This window comes from Gordonia gummivorans (assembly GCF_022513585.1).
Lineage (GTDB): Bacteria > Actinomycetota > Actinomycetes > Mycobacteriales > Mycobacteriaceae > Gordonia.
This window is the reverse complement of sequence record NZ_JAKWBF010000002.1, coordinates 21,197-37,023: the sequence shown is the minus strand read 5'-3', so window position 1 is coordinate 37,023 and position 15,827 is coordinate 21,197. Positions and strand designations below refer to the sequence as shown.

The 15,827-nt window shown below is 66.1% G+C and carries 15 protein-coding genes; 8 read left to right on the top strand and 7 right to left on the bottom strand.

What is annotated here, in order from left to right; genetic code table 11:
• The first annotated feature begins 48 nt into the window (after positions 1–48).
• The 5 genes from MKW15_RS02015 (at position 49) to MKW15_RS01995 (ending at position 4,522) form a co-directional block, all read left to right on the top strand.
• A complete protein-coding gene (locus MKW15_RS02015) occupies positions 49–735 on the top strand; it encodes a GntR family transcriptional regulator (protein WP_240855648.1) in 687 nt (228 codons plus the stop codon).
• 36 nt (positions 736–771) lie between these two features.
• Entirely contained in the window at positions 772–2,010 is a 1,239-nt protein-coding gene (locus tag MKW15_RS02010) for a CaiB/BaiF CoA transferase family protein (RefSeq protein ID WP_240855646.1), read from the top strand.
• A gap of 63 nt (positions 2,011–2,073) precedes the next feature.
• A complete protein-coding gene (locus MKW15_RS02005; protein ID WP_240855645.1) occupies positions 2,074–2,808 on the top strand; it encodes a hydantoinase/oxoprolinase N-terminal domain-containing protein in 735 nt (244 codons plus the stop codon).
• Positions 2,739–3,896, top strand: a complete 1,158-nt coding sequence (locus MKW15_RS02000) for a hydantoinase B/oxoprolinase family protein (RefSeq protein ID WP_240856025.1) — start codon at positions 2,739–2,741, stop codon at positions 3,894–3,896. The genes MKW15_RS02005 and MKW15_RS02000 overlap by 70 nt, the downstream gene beginning before the upstream one ends.
• Positions 3,893–4,522, top strand: coding sequence for an isochorismatase family protein (locus tag MKW15_RS01995; RefSeq protein WP_240855643.1), 630 nt, complete (start codon positions 3,893–3,895; stop codon positions 4,520–4,522). Before MKW15_RS02000 ends, MKW15_RS01995 begins: the two co-directional genes overlap by 4 nt.
• A 142-nt stretch (positions 4,523–4,664) precedes the next feature.
• On the opposite strand, the gene MKW15_RS01990 is transcribed toward MKW15_RS01995, so the two are convergent.
• The 5 genes from MKW15_RS01990 to MKW15_RS01970 all read right to left on the bottom strand — a co-directional run bounded on the left by MKW15_RS01990 (position 4,665) and on the right by MKW15_RS01970 (position 10,556).
• The gene (locus tag MKW15_RS01990; RefSeq protein WP_240855641.1) at positions 4,665–7,019 is read right to left on the bottom strand and encodes a HelD family protein; all 2,355 of its coding nucleotides are present in this window, start codon (positions 7,017–7,019) and stop codon (positions 4,665–4,667) included.
• Positions 7,016–7,534: a hypothetical protein gene (locus MKW15_RS01985; protein WP_240855640.1), complete on the bottom strand. Its 519-nt coding sequence runs from the start codon at positions 7,532–7,534 to the stop codon at positions 7,016–7,018. The genes MKW15_RS01990 and MKW15_RS01985 overlap by 4 nt, the downstream gene beginning before the upstream one ends.
• 166 nt (positions 7,535–7,700) lie before the next feature.
• Complete coding sequence (locus tag MKW15_RS01980; protein WP_240855639.1) at positions 7,701–8,852, bottom strand: DoxX family protein; 1,152 nt, start codon at positions 8,850–8,852, stop codon at positions 7,701–7,703.
• A gap of 155 nt (positions 8,853–9,007) precedes the next feature.
• Positions 9,008–9,343, bottom strand: coding sequence for a hypothetical protein (locus MKW15_RS01975; RefSeq protein ID WP_240855638.1), 336 nt, complete (start codon positions 9,341–9,343; stop codon positions 9,008–9,010).
• Between the two features lie 532 nt (positions 9,344–9,875).
• Positions 9,876–10,556 (bottom strand): MBL fold metallo-hydrolase, encoded by a 681-nt coding sequence (locus tag MKW15_RS01970; RefSeq protein ID WP_240855637.1) that lies wholly within the window; start codon positions 10,554–10,556, stop codon positions 9,876–9,878.
• Between the two features lie 281 nt (positions 10,557–10,837).
• On the opposite strand from MKW15_RS01970, the gene uvrA reads away from it, so the two are divergent.
• On the top strand, positions 10,838–13,720 hold the full coding sequence (gene uvrA, locus MKW15_RS01965) for an excinuclease ABC subunit UvrA (protein WP_240855636.1): 2,883 nt from the start codon (positions 10,838–10,840) through the stop codon (positions 13,718–13,720).
• A 71-nt stretch (positions 13,721–13,791) separates the two neighbouring features.
• Here uvrA and MKW15_RS01960 read toward each other — a convergent pair whose 3' ends face one another.
• Together MKW15_RS01960 and MKW15_RS01955 are read right to left on the bottom strand one after the other, a co-directional pair.
• Complete coding sequence (locus MKW15_RS01960; protein ID WP_240855631.1) at positions 13,792–14,112, bottom strand: PspA domain-containing protein; 321 nt, start codon at positions 14,110–14,112, stop codon at positions 13,792–13,794.
• 29 nt (positions 14,113–14,141) lie between these two features.
• Positions 14,142–14,582, bottom strand: a complete 441-nt coding sequence (locus MKW15_RS01955) for a DUF1844 domain-containing protein (protein WP_240855629.1) — start codon at positions 14,580–14,582, stop codon at positions 14,142–14,144.
• Positions 14,583–14,888: 306 nt separating this feature from the next.
• Between MKW15_RS01955 and infC the strand changes: the two genes are divergently transcribed.
• A complete protein-coding gene (infC, locus tag MKW15_RS01950) occupies positions 14,889–15,476 on the top strand; it encodes a translation initiation factor IF-3 (protein ID WP_240856024.1) in 588 nt (195 codons plus the stop codon).
• A 122-nt stretch (positions 15,477–15,598) separates the two neighbouring features.
• Positions 15,599–15,793, top strand: coding sequence for a 50S ribosomal protein L35 (gene rpmI / locus MKW15_RS01945; protein WP_240855627.1), 195 nt, complete (start codon positions 15,599–15,601; stop codon positions 15,791–15,793).
• Positions 15,794–15,827: the final 34 nt, after the last annotated feature.

The following is a 15,827-nucleotide window of genomic DNA, read 5'->3' as shown; positions in this document are numbered from 1 at the left end:
CTAGATTGTGAACAATCAATGGTGAGGGAGTGGGGCGAATGGAGTCCGATGACAAGGGCAGTTGACCGCGTGTACGGCCACATCCGGGACGCCATCGTCGACGGCACGTATGCGCCGGGCTCGCGGTTGGGCGAGGTGGAGATCGCCGAATTGACCAGCACGAGCCGCACCCCCGTCCGGGAGGCGCTTCGTCAGCTCGAGATGGAAGGGCTGGTCGAGGTGCTGCCGCACCGGGGCGCCCGGGTGTGCACGTGGACCGCGGCCGACCTCGAGGAGATCTACGAACTGCGGATGTCGCTCGAGGCGTTGGCCGCCGCGCGGGCGGCGCGGCGCATCGGCCCCGATGAACTCGATCGCCTGGATGCCTTGTGCTCGCGGATGGAAGCGGCGACCCTCCCCGAGGCCGATCTGGATCTGCTCGCACAACTCAACGACGATTTCCATGCCGTCGTCCGGTCCGCCGCTGCGAGCCCGCGGCTGGTGTCGATGCTGGCTTCGGTCATCTCCCTCCCGCTCGTGATGCGTACCTTCCACCGCTACGCCCCGGCCGATCTCACGCGCAGTCACGCCCACCATCGTGATCTCGTGGCGGCACTTCGGGCCCGCGACGACGTCTGGGCCGACGCGGTCATGCGCGCGCATGTGCGCGCGGCCGAGAACGTCCTATTGCAAGCGCACGCCGCCGACCAGGCGGCAGCCGACCACGCCGATGCCCGATCGGACACCGCTGTCTGATCTGCGTTGGTGGACAACAGGAATGAGGAATGCCAGATGAACGCTGCTGCTGCGACCGCAGTCGATGCGACGGCCGGATCGACGTCGGGTCCGCTGTCGGATCTGCGGGTGGTCGAGATGGGTCAGCTACTTGCCGGCCCGTTCTGTGGTCAGCTGCTCGGCGACTTCGGTGCCGAGGTGATCAAGCTCGAACCGCCGGGTTCGGGGGACCCGATGCGTCAGTGGGGACGGGAGAAGCCGCACGGAAGGTCGCTGTGGTGGCCGGTCGTGGCGCGCAACAAGAAGTCGGTCACCTGCAATCTGCGTGACCCCGAGGGGCAGCAGTTGGCCCGCCGCATCATCGCCGAGGCCGACATCGTTGTCGAGAACTTCCGGCCGGGCACGCTCGAGCGTTGGGGCCTCGGCTTCGATGAACTCCGCAAGGACAACCCCGGCCTGATCATGGCGCGCGTCAGTGGCTACGGACAGTCGGGCCCCTACTCGTCGCGTGCAGGCTTCGGGTCGATCGGTGAGGCGATGGGCGGAATCCGTTATGTGACAGGCGATGCCGGCATGCCGCCATCGCGCAGCGGGATCTCGATCGGCGACTCACTCGCGGCGGTCTTCGCCACCGTCGGCGTGCTGGCCGCCATCCATCAGCGCGAGCGGTCCGGGCGTGGACAACTCGTGTATTCGGCGATCTACGAGGCGGTCCTGGGCATGATGGAGTCGCTCTTGCCGGAATGGGAGATCGGCGGCTACCAGCGTGAACGGACCGGATCCGTACTGCCGAACATCGCGCCGAGCAACGTGTACCCGACGAAGGGTGACGAGATGATCCTGGTCGCCGCGAATCAGGACACGGTCTTCGCGCGACTTGCGACAGCGATGGGACGCGACGATCTGATCACCAATCCGCGCTACCGCGATCATGCGTCGCGCGGTGAGAACATGGTCGAACTCGACGACGTGATCGCCGACTGGACCCGCGATCACGGAACCGAGGAACTCCTGGCGATCCTGCACGAGGCAGGTGTGCCGGCCGGCCGCATCTACACGGCACGGGACATGTTCGCCGATCCGCATTTTGCGGCACGGGACGCGATTGTGCGGTTGGCGCACCCCGATTTTGGGGAGATCCCCATGCACGGCGTTTTCCCGAAACTGAGCGAGACACCCGGATCGGTTCGGCATGCCGGACCCCAACTGGGTGAGCACAACGCAGACATCTATCACGACCTACTCGGCGTCGACGATCAGGCGCTCGCCGACCTCACCGAACGCGGCATCATCTAACCCCCAATATGCTTGCCGCACAGCATCTGTCACACACAACCCCCCAACAGCTTGGAGATCACCATGAGCTACCGACTCGGCGTCGACGTCGGCGGTACCTTCACCGACGTCTTGCTTCTCGAGGAGACCACCGGGACCACCTATCGCGCAAAAACCCCGTCGACACCGGCGGACCAATCGGTCGGAGTACTCAACGGAGTGACCAAGGTGTGCGAGGAGGCGGGGATCGAGCTCGCTGCGGTGGGCCAGGTCCTGCACGGGACCACCGTGGCCACCAACGCCATCCTGCAGGGTCGTGGCGCGCGCGTCGGATTGGTGACCACCGACGGCTTCCGGCAGGTGCTGCAGATCGCGAGATCCTTTGTGCCAGGGGGTCTCGCAGGTTGGATCATCTGGCCCAAGCCCGAGCCGTTGGCGAAGCTCGAGCACACCATCGAGGTTGTCGGTCGGATTGCGGCCGACGGCAGCGAGGTGACGCCGCTCGACGAAGAGCAGGCACGGTCGGCCCTCCGTGGTCTCGCCGAAGCCGACATCGAGGCCGTGACCATCTCACTGATCAACTCGTACGCCAACGACGCGCACGAGCGTCAGGTCGCGGCCTGGGCGGCCGAGGAACTGCCGGGAATTCCGGTGTCGATCTCCAGCCACGTCCTGCCGGAGATGCGGGAGTACGAGCGCACCTTGACAACGGTGGCCAACAGCTATGTGCAACCGGAGGTTTCGAGACCATCGAGTTCAGCGACTTCATCTGCGACGACGGATGTGGTTACGGCCCCTACGAACTCACCATCAAGCTGACTCGCAACGGGGAGAAGATCCAACTCGATTTCTCGGAGGCCGCGCCGCAGGCGGTGGGGCCGGTGAACTACTTCATCAACGAGAACCTGGTCCGGATGTTCTTCGGGATCTACGTGATCACGGTCGCCGATCCGCAGATCCTCTGGAACGACGGCTTCTATCCGCTGATCGACGTGACGATACCGGAGGACTCGTTCTGGAAACCGCGGTTCCCGGCCGCGCTCAACGGTCGCAACCATGGCATCGGTCGTGTCTTCGACCTCTTCGGCGGATTGCTCGGCAAGAACAACCCGGAGATCCTCAACGCGGCCGGCTTTTCATCCTCGCCGCACTTCATGTACTCCGGTCACTACGACGGCGGGCCACGCGACGGCGAGTGGTTCCAGTTGTACTCCATCGGATTTGGTGGGATTCCGGGCCGTCCGATGGGCGACGGGCCGGACGGGCACTCGTTGTGGCCGTCCTTCGTCAACATCTCGTGTGAGTACTTGGAGTCGTACTACCCACTGCGAGTTGAGCGTTGGGAGACCATCAGCGACACCGGCGGCGCGGGTCTGCATCGTGGCGGCAACGGTGTCGACGTGGCGTATCACTTCGAGGAACCCGGCACCATCGCCATCCACGACGACCGCTGGCTCACCTACCCGTGGGGTGTCAACGGTGGCAAACCCGGTGCGCGCGGGCGGAAGTGGATTCAGCGGGCCTCCGGTGAGGTCGAGGTCCTGCCGAGCAAGATCCACGACGTCCCGGTCGGTCGGGGCGACGTCCTGCACTTCGTCACCTGGGGCGGCGGCGGCTGGGGCGACCCGCTCGAGCGTGACGCCGAACTCGTCGCGCTGGAGGTCAGCCGGAAACTGGTGAGCGCGGCCGGGGCGCGCGCGGGATACGGGGTCGTGTGCAGTGACGACGGTGTTTTCGACGCGGTGGCCACGACCGCGCTGCGTGACGAGATCCGCTCGGGCCGAGGGGAACTGGCGGTCTTCGACAAGGGTCCGGAGATCGCGGAGATCTTGGCCAACTGCGAGGCCGAGACCGGTTTGCAGCCACCCCGCCCACCCGTGAACGTCCGCAAAGCCGTCGGGGCGTGAACGACATCCTCGCGTCGTACCGGGAGTCGGGATTCGCGGGCGATCTCGGCCCCGGGCGCAGCGCTGCGGTTCTCGTCATCGACGTCGCACGTGCGTACCTCGACGACTCATCGCCGCTTCGGGCTCCGGCCGAGGATGCGATCGCGGCGTGTGCGGAGCTGGTGGCGACGGCCCGGGCGTGCGCGGTGCCGGTGGTGTTCACCCGGGTCGTCTATCAGCGTGGCGGTGCCGACGGCGGATTGTTCATGCGAAAGATTCCGTCGCTCAAGGTTTTCGAGGAGGGGTCGCCGCTGGCCGACTTCGTCGACGATCCGCGGCCCGAATCCGGTGAGATTGTCGTCACCAAGCAGTACGCGAGTGCGTTCTTCGGAACATCGTTGGCCGCGTCGCTGACTGCGTCGGGTATCGACACGCTCTACATTTGCGGGCTGAGCACCAGCGGGTGCGTGCGGGCCAGTGCCACCGACGCGATGCAGCACGGGTTCCGCCCGCTTGTCGTCGCCGATGCGTGTGGTGACCGGGAACCGGCCATCCATCAGGCGAATCTCCTTGACCTACGGGCGAAGTACGCAGACGTCGTCGAACTCGAGGAGGCGTTGGCCCAGTTGCGGGCGGTTGATGCGTAGCGAGACCCGGGCATGCACCCCGCTGCCTGAGGTGTGAGGAGCGCAAGCGACGAGCCTCGAAGGCCTGGTGACGAAACCTCGCCAGGCCCTTCGAGGCTCGTCGCCAGGGCTCCTCGCACCTCAGGGAGCGGTGGGGACGTAGTCAGCGGTTGCTCGGGGTTGTCGTGTCCGCGACCGGCAGCTCGGCGAGTTCGTCGGGGAGCGGTTCGGTGTGTACGACGATCAATCGCTGGGTGGCGCGGGTCAGGGCGACGTAGAGGTCGCTGTATCCGTACCGGACGTCGTTCCCGGATTCGGCGATGATCGCGGCTGGTTCGACGACGATGGTGGTGTCGAACTCGAGTCCCTTGGCGGTGCGGACCGTGAACACGCGCGGCGGGTCGTCGAGACCGGCGTTGGCGAGGGCCGACGAGACTGTGGCTTCCAGGGATTCGGGTACGAGAACGGCGGTGAGCCCGCTGTACTGTTCCTTCGACACTTCGACGACGGCCGCCCCGATGTCGTCGGTTGGCACAGCGACGGGTGCAATTCCGTTGCTGCGCAGCGATGTCGGCGCAGTTTCCGAACCGCCGATGCGATCGAGCACGCGAATGGCGTAGCGCATGATCTCGTCGGGGGTGCGGTAGTTGACCGTCAGCTCGCGGAGCTGCCAGCGATTGGCAACATACGGTTGGAGGACCTCCCGCCAGGATCGGGTGCCCGCTTCGTCGCTGGTCTGCGCGGTGTCACCGATGATCGTCATCCAGCGATTCGGTATGCGGCGCATGATCATTCGCCACGCCATCGCCGACAGCTCCTGCGCTTCGTCGATGATGACGTGCCCGAAGGTCCAGGTGCGATCCTCGTAGGCGCGTTCAGCCGTGGTGGCGCGTCGTATCTCGGTCTGTCGGGCCGCCAGCTGTTCGGCGTCGATCAGGTCGTAGGCCATCAGGATCTCGGGGTCGAGTTCGTCTTCGATGTCCTGTGGGGCGGAGCCGGTCAGAATGTCCAGGGCGTCCTGCGCCTCGGCCAGTTGTCGACGCCAGCGTTGGCGTTCGGCGCGTTCTGCGTCGTCGGTTCCGTAGCCGACCAGTTCGGCGAGCTCATCGAGGAGCGGGACGTCGGCCGGGGAGAAGTCGGCGCCGTCGGACGACTGTGTGCCGACTGGCCGCTCCAGTGCTGAGCGGTCCTCGGCCGACCAGCCGGGGGTCGCCTTGCGGATGGCTGCCGGGTCGGTGAGGAACTCGCGCAGTAGATCCTGCGGCGTCAAGGCCGGCCAGAATCGTGCAAGCTCGGCGCGGATGTCCGGGTCACGGCTCATATCGTCGCGGATGTCGGCAATGTCGGTGGAGCTCAGCAGTTGTGAGCCGTCGAGCAGGCTGGAACCGATGGTGTTGGCATGTCGGACGGCGAGTTCGTCGAATGCCGCGCGGAGGAACGCACGCTGCGCGAGGTTGTGCGGACGACGGGTGCTGCGCGCCTTGCCGCGTGCGCTCTTGATCAGAGCCGAGTCGATTTGCACTTGATAGCCGTCGAAATCGACATCGATGGGTCGGCCGGGCAGCGATTGCTGGGCGCGGACCGCGCGTTTGAGCACGTCCACCATGCTCAGATTTCCCTTGACCACAGCGGTTTCTCGAGTGTCGGTGGCTGCGGCATGAACGCCGGGGAAGAGGTTCCCGACGGTCGAGAGCAACACTCCCGATTCACCCAGCGACGGAAGGACCTGCCCGATATAGGTGAGGAAGTCGTCGTTGGGTCCGACGATCAGGATTCCGCTGCGCGCCAACAGTTCTCGGTGCGTGTACAGCAGGTACGCCGCGCGATGCAGCGCCACTGCAGTCTTGCCCGTGCCCGGTCCGCCCTGGATGACGGTGACGCCACGGTGCGTGGACCGGATGATGAGGTCCTGTTCGCGCTGGATCGTCTCGACGATGTCGGTCATCTCGCCGGTGCGGGCCACGTTGAGCGCTGCGACCAGCGCCGACTCGTTGACCACGTCACCGTTGCCCACATCGTCGAAGTTCGCCTGGTCGCCGGTGAGGTATTCGTCGCTGACGCCGCGTACCTTTCGGCTCCGGGTACGGACATGCCTGCGGCGCGCGACGTCCTCCGGAGCGGCAGGCGTGGCGAGATAGAAGGGTCGCGAGAGCGGCGCGCGCCAGTCGAGCAGCAGAGTGGAGTCGGCTGCCTCCTCGTCGCGGTCGCCATTGTCGCGGACGCCGTCGTCGAGGACCCCGATACGTCCGATGCGCCTAATCTCGCCATCGTCGAGATCGAGCCGACCGAAGTACAGATTATGTTCGGCCGCATCGAATTTGGCGAGATCCTCGGTGTACATGCGTTCGTAGGACTCGCGTTCGGACCGGGCTTGCGGCGTCCCGCCGGATTCGCTCAGCGTGGTCGACAGGCGATTGCGCGTGGTGGTCCGCATGCGGTCCAATCGGCCGTAGACGCGGTCGAGGTGTTCTTGTTCCTCGTCGAGTCGGGGGTCGGCGTCCGGGGGCACGGCCGTCATGCTTCACCTCCGTGCGGGACAGCGGCGGTCGTTGGCCAGGCGGGGAAAGCCAGTCCGTGGGTCCGAATGTCGTCGGCGACGCGGGCGGCGACCGTGGGCTCGGCGAGCCGACAGCAGACCTGCTCCGCGCGGCCACGCAGCACGGGACTGTGCAGACGTCCGTGAAGCCAGTCGAAGACGTCCTGCTGTGTGCCGAAGGACAGAGGTCGGCCGGCCGGGTCGCCGAGCGCGCCATGCCGGGACACGTAGAGCGCGAAGGACTCAGCGACGGGTGGGTTCAAAGGGTGGTCGTGCGTGGTCACTGTCAATCGATCGTAGTTGGGTTCGGTCTCGTCCAGGGTGGCCAGTTCGTCGGCGTGCAGCCACGCGGCCATCGTGGTCAGCGACGCGCCGGGCGATGTGATCGGGGTGGCCGGAACGTAGCCGCGCCTCGACACATGTGCCGAATGGCCGACCGCGAGGTTACCCACCTCGAGAGCGAATAGCTCGACGCTGTGTCCGAGTTTGACCCTCATCACACTCGACGATGCGTTGGAGCCGATGGCGACCACGAGTACTCCGCCGACGCGAGACGGTCGGTGCAGCGGGGTAGCGACAGCGGACGCGGGCACCCACGGGTATTGGTGGGGTGGGTGCACCGCGTCCGGGTTGTTTGGTGGCGTCGTCAGGTGTGCGCTGCCTTCAGCTGCGGGCCTTGCGCCAGCGGCGGCGGCCCTCGTCGGCGGTGTGGCTTGCGGTGTCGCCCGCCGCCTCGGCAAATGCCCGTGCCGACTCGGCGAGCTCGGTCGAGAGCTCGCGTGCGGCGTCGGCGAGGTCCGCGCTACGCGCCTTGGCAGTCTCGGCGAGTTGCGGCGCCTTGTCGCGGGCGGTCTCGGCCAGGTCGGCACTGCGCGACTTGACGGTCTCGGCGATCTGCGGGGCCTTGTCGCGTGCGGTGTCGGCGAGTTCGGCCGACCGGCCCTTGGCCACCTCGGCCAGTTCCGCGGAACGCCCACGTGCTGCGTCGGCGATCTCGGGGCCGCGCTTGCGGGCGAAGCGTGCGAACCCGGTCGACTTCTCGCGTGCGGCGTCGGCGACCTCGGGTGCCCGGTCACGGATCAGCTCGGCCACCTCAGCTGCGGCTCCCGATGCCTTCTCGGCGAACTCTGCGGACCGTTCGCGCGCAGTCTCGGCGAGTTCGGGTGCGTGTTCGCGGAACTTCGCCGCGGCCTCCGCTGACCGCTCCGACAGCAGATGCGCCCCTTCTTTGAGGTATTCGCCCGCTTCCGACGAACGCTCACCGAGAACCTCAGCACCGTCCTGCGTGCGTTCGCGCAACGACTCCCAGGTGGTGGCGCCTGCCGCGGCGCCGATGGGCAGCGCCGCGGTGATCGCGTCACCTGCGGCACTGGCCTTGCGCTTGCCGCGCCATGCGAGCGACGGCTTGCCCTCGGTGTCGGCGGCAGCGATCAGGAGTCCGCCCAGCAGGCTGACGTTCTTGAGGAACTGGGTGCGCTGCTGCGCGCGCACGGCAGGGTCGGTCTCCGCCCAGAATGCGTGGCCGGCGACGGTGGTCGGGACCAGACTGCCCGCGAGCACGGTCGACGCGACACGCGGGAACTTCCCGGTGGCGAGCAACAGGCCACTGCCCACCTGAACCGCCCCGTTGATCCGCACCAGGGTCTCGGGATCGGTCGGGACCTTCTCCGTCGTCTCGTTGGGCAGCTTGTCGACGGCCTGTTCGACAAAGCCCTGCGCAACCTTGGCGCGGCGTTCCGGATTGCGAATCGAATCGACCCCGGCGTAGACGAAGACGGAGGCGAGCATCGGGCGGGCGATACGGCGGAGGATCATTCGGTCACGACCTTCTGGTGTCGGGGTTGTGTTGTTCGAATTCCTGCTGGTGCGCACTTCTTGGCTTTGTCCACGCTACCTGTTCGTCGCAGCGGGCCGTCCGGATCGCTGGTGAGTGGCGTGCGAGGAGGACGGTCGTCGCAGGCGTGGAACTCCTACCATCGCCAGCGCAGGCCCTGGGGTGTCTGGAGGCATATCGCGACGCCGTCGGTTGCGTAGACGCGCGCACGCGCGCCGAGCTTGGGGCACGGTGTGTTCAGTTGCGATGTCGTGATCGTCGGCCAGTGAGTCTTCTTGGTCGTCCAGTGGTTACCCATTCCGACGGCAGAGCAATAGAGCTTGCCGTCGGCGGAGTCCATGCCGCGCTCGTGGTCGTAACAAGGACCGCCCTCACGCTGCACCGACGATGGTTTCGCGCCCGCTTCTCCGGCCGCTCCGAGTAGTCCGATGGCGGCTGCTGTAAGAGCGAGCCCCGTGACTGCCTTCTTCATCGAATATTCCTCCACCGGAGCCCTTGCTCGGTCTGCTGACATTCGACGATGCCGTGGTTCTCGCGTGCCCTGGCTCGAGCTCCCAGCTTGGGGCAAGGGGAGCCGACCGACACCTTTGGTGCGGTGGATAGCGCCTTGCTGGTCCACACCCCGTTCTCATGCGAGCAGTACAGCTTGCCGTCCGCAGACTCCGTCTCGTAGGGATAGCACGGTCCGTCTTCGCGCTGCACTGACGCTGGGGCCGCGTGGGCAGTGCCGGTGACGATGGCGGCGCCAACCGTGACGGTGGCGAGAACTATTGTGCTGATGCGCTTCATGGCTGGCCTGTCGTGTCGGGGTCTAACGCGGGTCGCTCTTTGCGGCCACCGGGTCACTACAGACAAGCAGGCCACGCGTGGGCGCGCCTCCCCTTTCTGTAGTCGGACTTTGCGAGTTGTTGGTTCGGCCAGAACTGGAGTCGAAGTGGAGAAAGCGAGTGCTGCAGCACTCGCCTTCTCCCAATCGACTCCAGCTGTCGCGAGTGCCGGCCGATTCACCAGCCCCGCTCGCGCCACTCCGGCAGTGAGCCGCGTTCGGCGCCCAGCGTCGTGTCTTTGCCATGTCCGGGATAGACGACGGTGGAGTCGGGGTAGCGGTCGAAGATCTTGGTGCTGACGTCGTCGATGAGGGTGTCGAAGTCACCGGGTTGCCATGTTTTTCCGACGCCGCCGGGAAAAAGTGAGTCTCCCGTGAACAAGTGCACGGTGTCGCCGTCGGTGAGGGCGAGCGCGATCGATCCGGGGGTGTGACCGACGAGATGGATCGCGTCGAACGAGAGATCGCCGACGGTGACTACGTCGCCGTCGTCGATGAGGCGGTCCGGCGTCACAGGTAGTTCGGCTGCGTCGAGGCGTCCGGCCGCGGTGGGTACACCGGTGGCTTCGGCGACCTGCTCGAGCGCCTGCCAATGGTCGAAATGCTGGTGTGTCGTGAAGATGAGCGCGGGAGTGCCGGGTAGCTGCTCGAGTAGGGCGGCGATGGTGTCGCCGTCGTTGGCAGCGTCGATGATCAGCTGGTCACCGGTCGCGCGCGAGGTCACCACGTAGACGTTGTTGTCCATCGGGCCGACAGAGAGTTTGACGATGGTCGCCGAGTTCAGCGTCCGGCGTTGTGGGGTCTTCGACTCGGACAGGTCGCCGGTATAGGTGTCGGAGATGGGGGCTGCTGCTGTCATGCAGACCACTCTAGGAGTGGGTGCCGATTGTGGCGGCAACTCCGGCCTGCGCGCTCGGGAGATCGGCGCCCGCGCAGGTCGCGAGTATCGTGGATGACTGGCCCCGATACCTGTGCGCACCCGGCGGAAAGCGTCCGTGGGAACTGCTGCGCCCGAACTTGTCGGTGGCTGCCGATACTGTGCGAGCGCGTGCGTCGTGCGCGCACGAACCTGCCGGTCACGCCCGTTGTGGCAGCCCTCGCCGGGTGGGACCGACATCGAGAATGAACGTTAGGACAGCAGTGGTTGATCGTCTGATCGTCCGTGGTGCGCGCGAACACAACTTGCGCGGCATCGATGTGGACCTCCCGCGGGACAGTCTCATCGTCTTCACCGGACTGTCCGGCTCGGGTAAGTCGTCGTTGGCCTTCGACACGATCTTTGCCGAGGGGCAGCGCCGCTACGTCGAGTCGTTGTCGGCGTACGCGCGTCAGTTCCTGGGGCAGATGGACAAGCCGGACGTCGACTTCATCGAGGGTCTGTCGCCCGCGGTGTCCATCGATCAGAAGTCGACCAACCGCAATCCGCGGTCGACGGTCGGCACCATCACCGAGGTGTACGACTACCTGCGACTGCTCTACGCACGCGCCGGTCGTGCGCACTGCCCGGTGTGCGGGGAACTCATCGCCAAACAGACACCGCAGCAGATCGTCGACCAGATCCTCGACATGGAGCAGGGCACAAAGTTCCAGGTTCTCGCGCCGGTGGTGCGTACCCGCAAGGGCGAGTTCGTGGACCTGTTCGCCGAGTTGCAGACGCAGGGATTCGCCCGCGCCCGCATCGACGGGATCATCTATCAGCTCAGCGATCCACCGAAGCTCAAGAAACAGGAGAAGCACGACATCGAGGTCGTCGTCGACCGCCTCGTGGTGAAAGCCTCCGCCAAGCAGCGTATGACCGATTCGGTCGAGACCGGATTGCGTCTGGCCGACGGTATCGTGGTGCTGGACTTCGTCGATCTCGACGAGGCCGACCCGCACCGTGAGCGTCGCTTCTCCGAGCGGATGGCCTGCCCCAACGGGCACCCGATCGCCATCGACGACCTCGAGCCGCGGTCGTTCTCGTTCAACTCGCCGTACGGCGCGTGCCCAGAGTGCGACGGACTCGGTGTGCGCAAGGAGGTCGACGAGGACCTCGTGGTCCCCGACCCGGACCTGTCGCCGGCCGACGGTGCAATCGCACCGTGGTCGGGCGGGCACAATGCCGACTACTTCCTGCGTCTGATCTCCGGGCTCGCAGACCAGATGGGCTTCGACGTCGACACCCCGTGGCGCAAACTTCCGATCAAGGCCCGTCGCGCGATCCTCAATGGCAGTGACCACCAGGTGCACGTCAAATTCCGCAACCGCTACGGCCGGACCCGTTCGTATTACACCGAATTCGAAGGTGTGATGGCGTTCCTGAGCCGGCGGATGGAGCAGACCGATTCCGAGCAGATGAAGGATCGGTACGAGGGCTACATGCGGGATGTACCGTGTCCGGCCTGTCACGGCGCGCGTCTGCGCCCCGAAATTCTTGCGGTCACGCTGGATCACCCGACGTACGGACCGCGCTCGATCGCCGAGGTGTGCGCGCTCTCGGTCGCCGAATGCGCCGACTACCTCAACGGCCTCGAACTCGACGAACGTCAGGCCGCGATCGCCGGCCGCGTCCTCAAGGAGGTGCAGGCGCGGATCACCTTCCTGCTCGACGTCGGGCTGGAGTACCTGTCGTTGTCCCGTGCGGCGGGGTCGCTGTCCGGCGGCGAGGCGCAGCGCATCCGGCTCGCGACGCAGATCGGCTCGGGACTCGCGGGCGTGCTGTACGTCCTCGACGAACCCTCCATCGGTCTGCATCAGCGCGACAACCGCCGGCTGATCGACACCCTCACCCGCCTCCGCGACCTCGGCAACACGCTGATCGTCGTCGAGCACGACGAAGACACCATCAGGGCGGCCGACTGGATCGTCGACATCGGGCCACGCGCCGGTGAACACGGCGGCGAGGTCGTGCACAGCGGCAGTTACAAGGACTTGCTGAAGAACCGCCGCTCGCTGACCGGTGCCTACCTCTCCGGGCGCGACGAACTGCCGGTGCCGGCGATCCGCCGACCGATCTCACGCAAGAAGCAGCTGACCGTCGTCGGGGCGCGCGAACACAACCTGCGCGGCATCGACGTCGAGTTCCCGCTCGGCGTGCTGACCGCGGTCACCGGAGTGTCGGGCTCGGGGAAGTCGACGCTGGTCAACGACATTTTGGCGACGGTGCTGGCCAACAAGCTCAACGGTGCCCGGCAGGTGCCCGGACGGCACACCCGGGTCAAGGGTCTCGAACAGCTGGACAAACTTGTGCAGGTCGACCAGTCGCCCATCGGTCGTACTCCGCGGTCGAATCCCGCGACCTACACCGGCGTCTTCGACAAGATCCGCACCTTGTTCGCGGCGACCACCGAGGCCAAGGTGCGTGGCTACCAGCCGGGCCGGTTCTCGTTCAACGTCAAGGGCGGCCGCTGCGAGGCGTGCGCGGGCGAGGGCACCATCAAGATCGAGATGAACTTCCTGCCCGACGTGTACGTGCCGTGCGAGGTCTGCCACGGCGCCCGTTACAACCGGGAAACCCTGGAGGTGCACTACAAGGGCAAGACGATCTCCGAGGTTCTCGACATGCCCATCGAGGAGGCTTCCGAGTTCTTCGAGCCGGTGACGTCGATCCACCGGTACCTCAAGACGCTGGTCGACGTCGGCCTGGGTTACGTCCGTCTCGGACAGCCGGCGCCGACGCTCTCCGGCGGCGAGGCCCAACGTGTGAAGCTCGCTGCGGAACTGCAGAAGCGCTCGACCGGCCGCACCGTCTATATCCTCGACGAACCGACCACCGGCCTGCACTTCGAAGACATCAAGAAGCTCCTCGGGGTGATCAACGGGCTGGTCGACAAGGGCAACACGGTGATCGTCATCGAACACAACCTCGACGTCATCAAGACCGCCGACTGGATCATCGACATGGGTCCCGAGGGCGGCAGCGGCGGCGGGACCGTGATCGCCGAGGGCACACCGGAAGATGTGGTCACGGTGCCCGAGAGCTACACCGGCAAGTTCCTCGGCGAGATCCTCGACGTCGACGCGACGGTGGCGTCGGCCGGGTAGGCGACGCAGACGCTCGCGTGTCTCCCATCGGCTCGCGATGCTTTGCGCAAACGGGAGAATCGCGAGCGGATTCAGGAACCCATCGACTTGCGGATCTCGTCGAGCCGCTTCTTGGCCGCCTCGTCGCGTTTGCGCATCATCTCGTCGGCCTGTTGGCCTTCCGGTGTCTCCTCGGCGAGCTCCTGTGACCCGATCGCGGTGCCGATCCGCTTCTCGATCTTGTCGCGGACAAAGTCGAAGGTCGGGACCCCGGCGTCGGTGTAGTCGGGGTCGGGGAGCGGCGGGATGAATACGTCACCCGTCGTCGCCGGGGACCTGCCCGGCGACGGTTCGCCGACGACTTCGCCGTCGACGACGATCGGATCCTGATCGGGTGCGCCCGGAGTGCTCATGCACCCAGCGTACGGCGATTCGAACCGGGTCAGCGGCGTCTGTCGCGCACTGGTCCGGTGAATTTCTCGCCAGGCCCCTCGCCGGGCTCGTCCGGGTAGGCGCTGGCCTCCCGGAAGGCGAGCTGGAGCTGTTTGAGGCCGTCGCGAATCGGTGCGGCGTGGATGCCGAGATCAGCCTTCGACGCGTCGACCAATCCGGCCAGCGCGGTGATCAGGCGTCGCGCCTCATCGAGGTCGACGTCCTCGTCGCCGGCGCCTTCGGCGAGACCGAGCTTCTCGGCCGACGAGCTCATCAGCATCACGATCGCCTTGGTGATGACCTCGATCGCGGGAATATCGGCGAGGTCGCGCACGTTCCCTGATTCCGCTGTCGGGATGCTCGATTCGGCTGGATCGAAATCCGTCATTTCGCCGCCGGGAGCCCCCTCACCAGCGGGGGAGTCCGACGGCGAATAGGTGTTTCCGGTCATGGCTGATAGACTCCCATAGCACGACCGCCCCGGTATTGCCCGGGGTCGCAAGTGGAGTTCCGCTCCCACCGTCGCGACGCGAATCCTCGCAGTTGCACGGTCCCGGTTCACGCCGACAGGTCGCACGTGTCACCCATGTGGTGCTGCCTGCGGTTCGGCGATCGACGTAAGTCGGTGAATCGGTCGGTAACGGAGCCCTGCCGGTGATCACTCACCGCGGGGCTCTTCTGCTGAGAGCGGCGCGCCAGTTGCGCCCAGTGATGATCGCGGCGGCCACCGACATATAAACCTGATCAAGGAGGCCCCATCAGCACTGAGACCCGCATCAACGAGCGCATCCGCGTACCCGAGGTCCGTCTTGTCGGACCCAACGGTGAGCAGGTGGGCATCGTGCGTGTTGAAAATGCGCTCCGCCTGGCCGAAGAAGCCGATCTGGACCTGGTGGAGGTAGCGCCCGACGCGCGCCCGCCGGTGTGCAAGATCATGGACTACGGCAAGTTCAAGTACGAAGCTGCCCAGAAGCAACGCGAATCGCGCCGCAATCAGCAGATGACCGTCATCAAGGAGCAGAAGCTCCGGCCCAAGATCGACGACCACGATTACGAGACCAAGAAGGGTCACGTCATCCGGTTCCTCGAGGCGGGTTCCAAGGTGAAGGTGACCATCATGTTCCGCGGTCGCGAGCAGTCCCGTCCCGAACTCGGCTACCGACTGTTGCAGCGACTCGGCAACGACGTCGCCGACTACGGGTTCGTCGAGACCTCAGCGAAGCAGGACGGCCGCAACATGACCATGGTTCTCGCCCCGCACAAGGGAGCGAAGACCCGCGCGAAGGCACAGCAGACCAAGGAACGATCGGGTGGCCGCGAGGCCGCCGCGAGCGACCAGGCCTGAGCCGAGAAAGAGCTGGGTCGGCCACCCGCGGATGACCGCGGGCACCGACCGAACGACACGCGAATCGCAGCACCGGACCCGCACCGGTCCGGCGGTGCGATTCGCCCGAATGAAGGAAGAACATGCCCAAGAGCAAAACCCACAAGGGAACCGCGAAGCGATTCAAGGTCACCGGTAGCGGAAAGATCGTGCGCCAGAAGGCCAACCGTCGCCACCTGCTGGAGCACAAGTCCTCTCGCCGCACCCGTCGTCTCGACGGTGTCGCCGTGGTGAGCGAGAACGACACCCCGCGCATCAAGCGGCTGCTCAACCGCTGATTGCCCTCCCGGGCGCCGTACGCCGACCGCACCC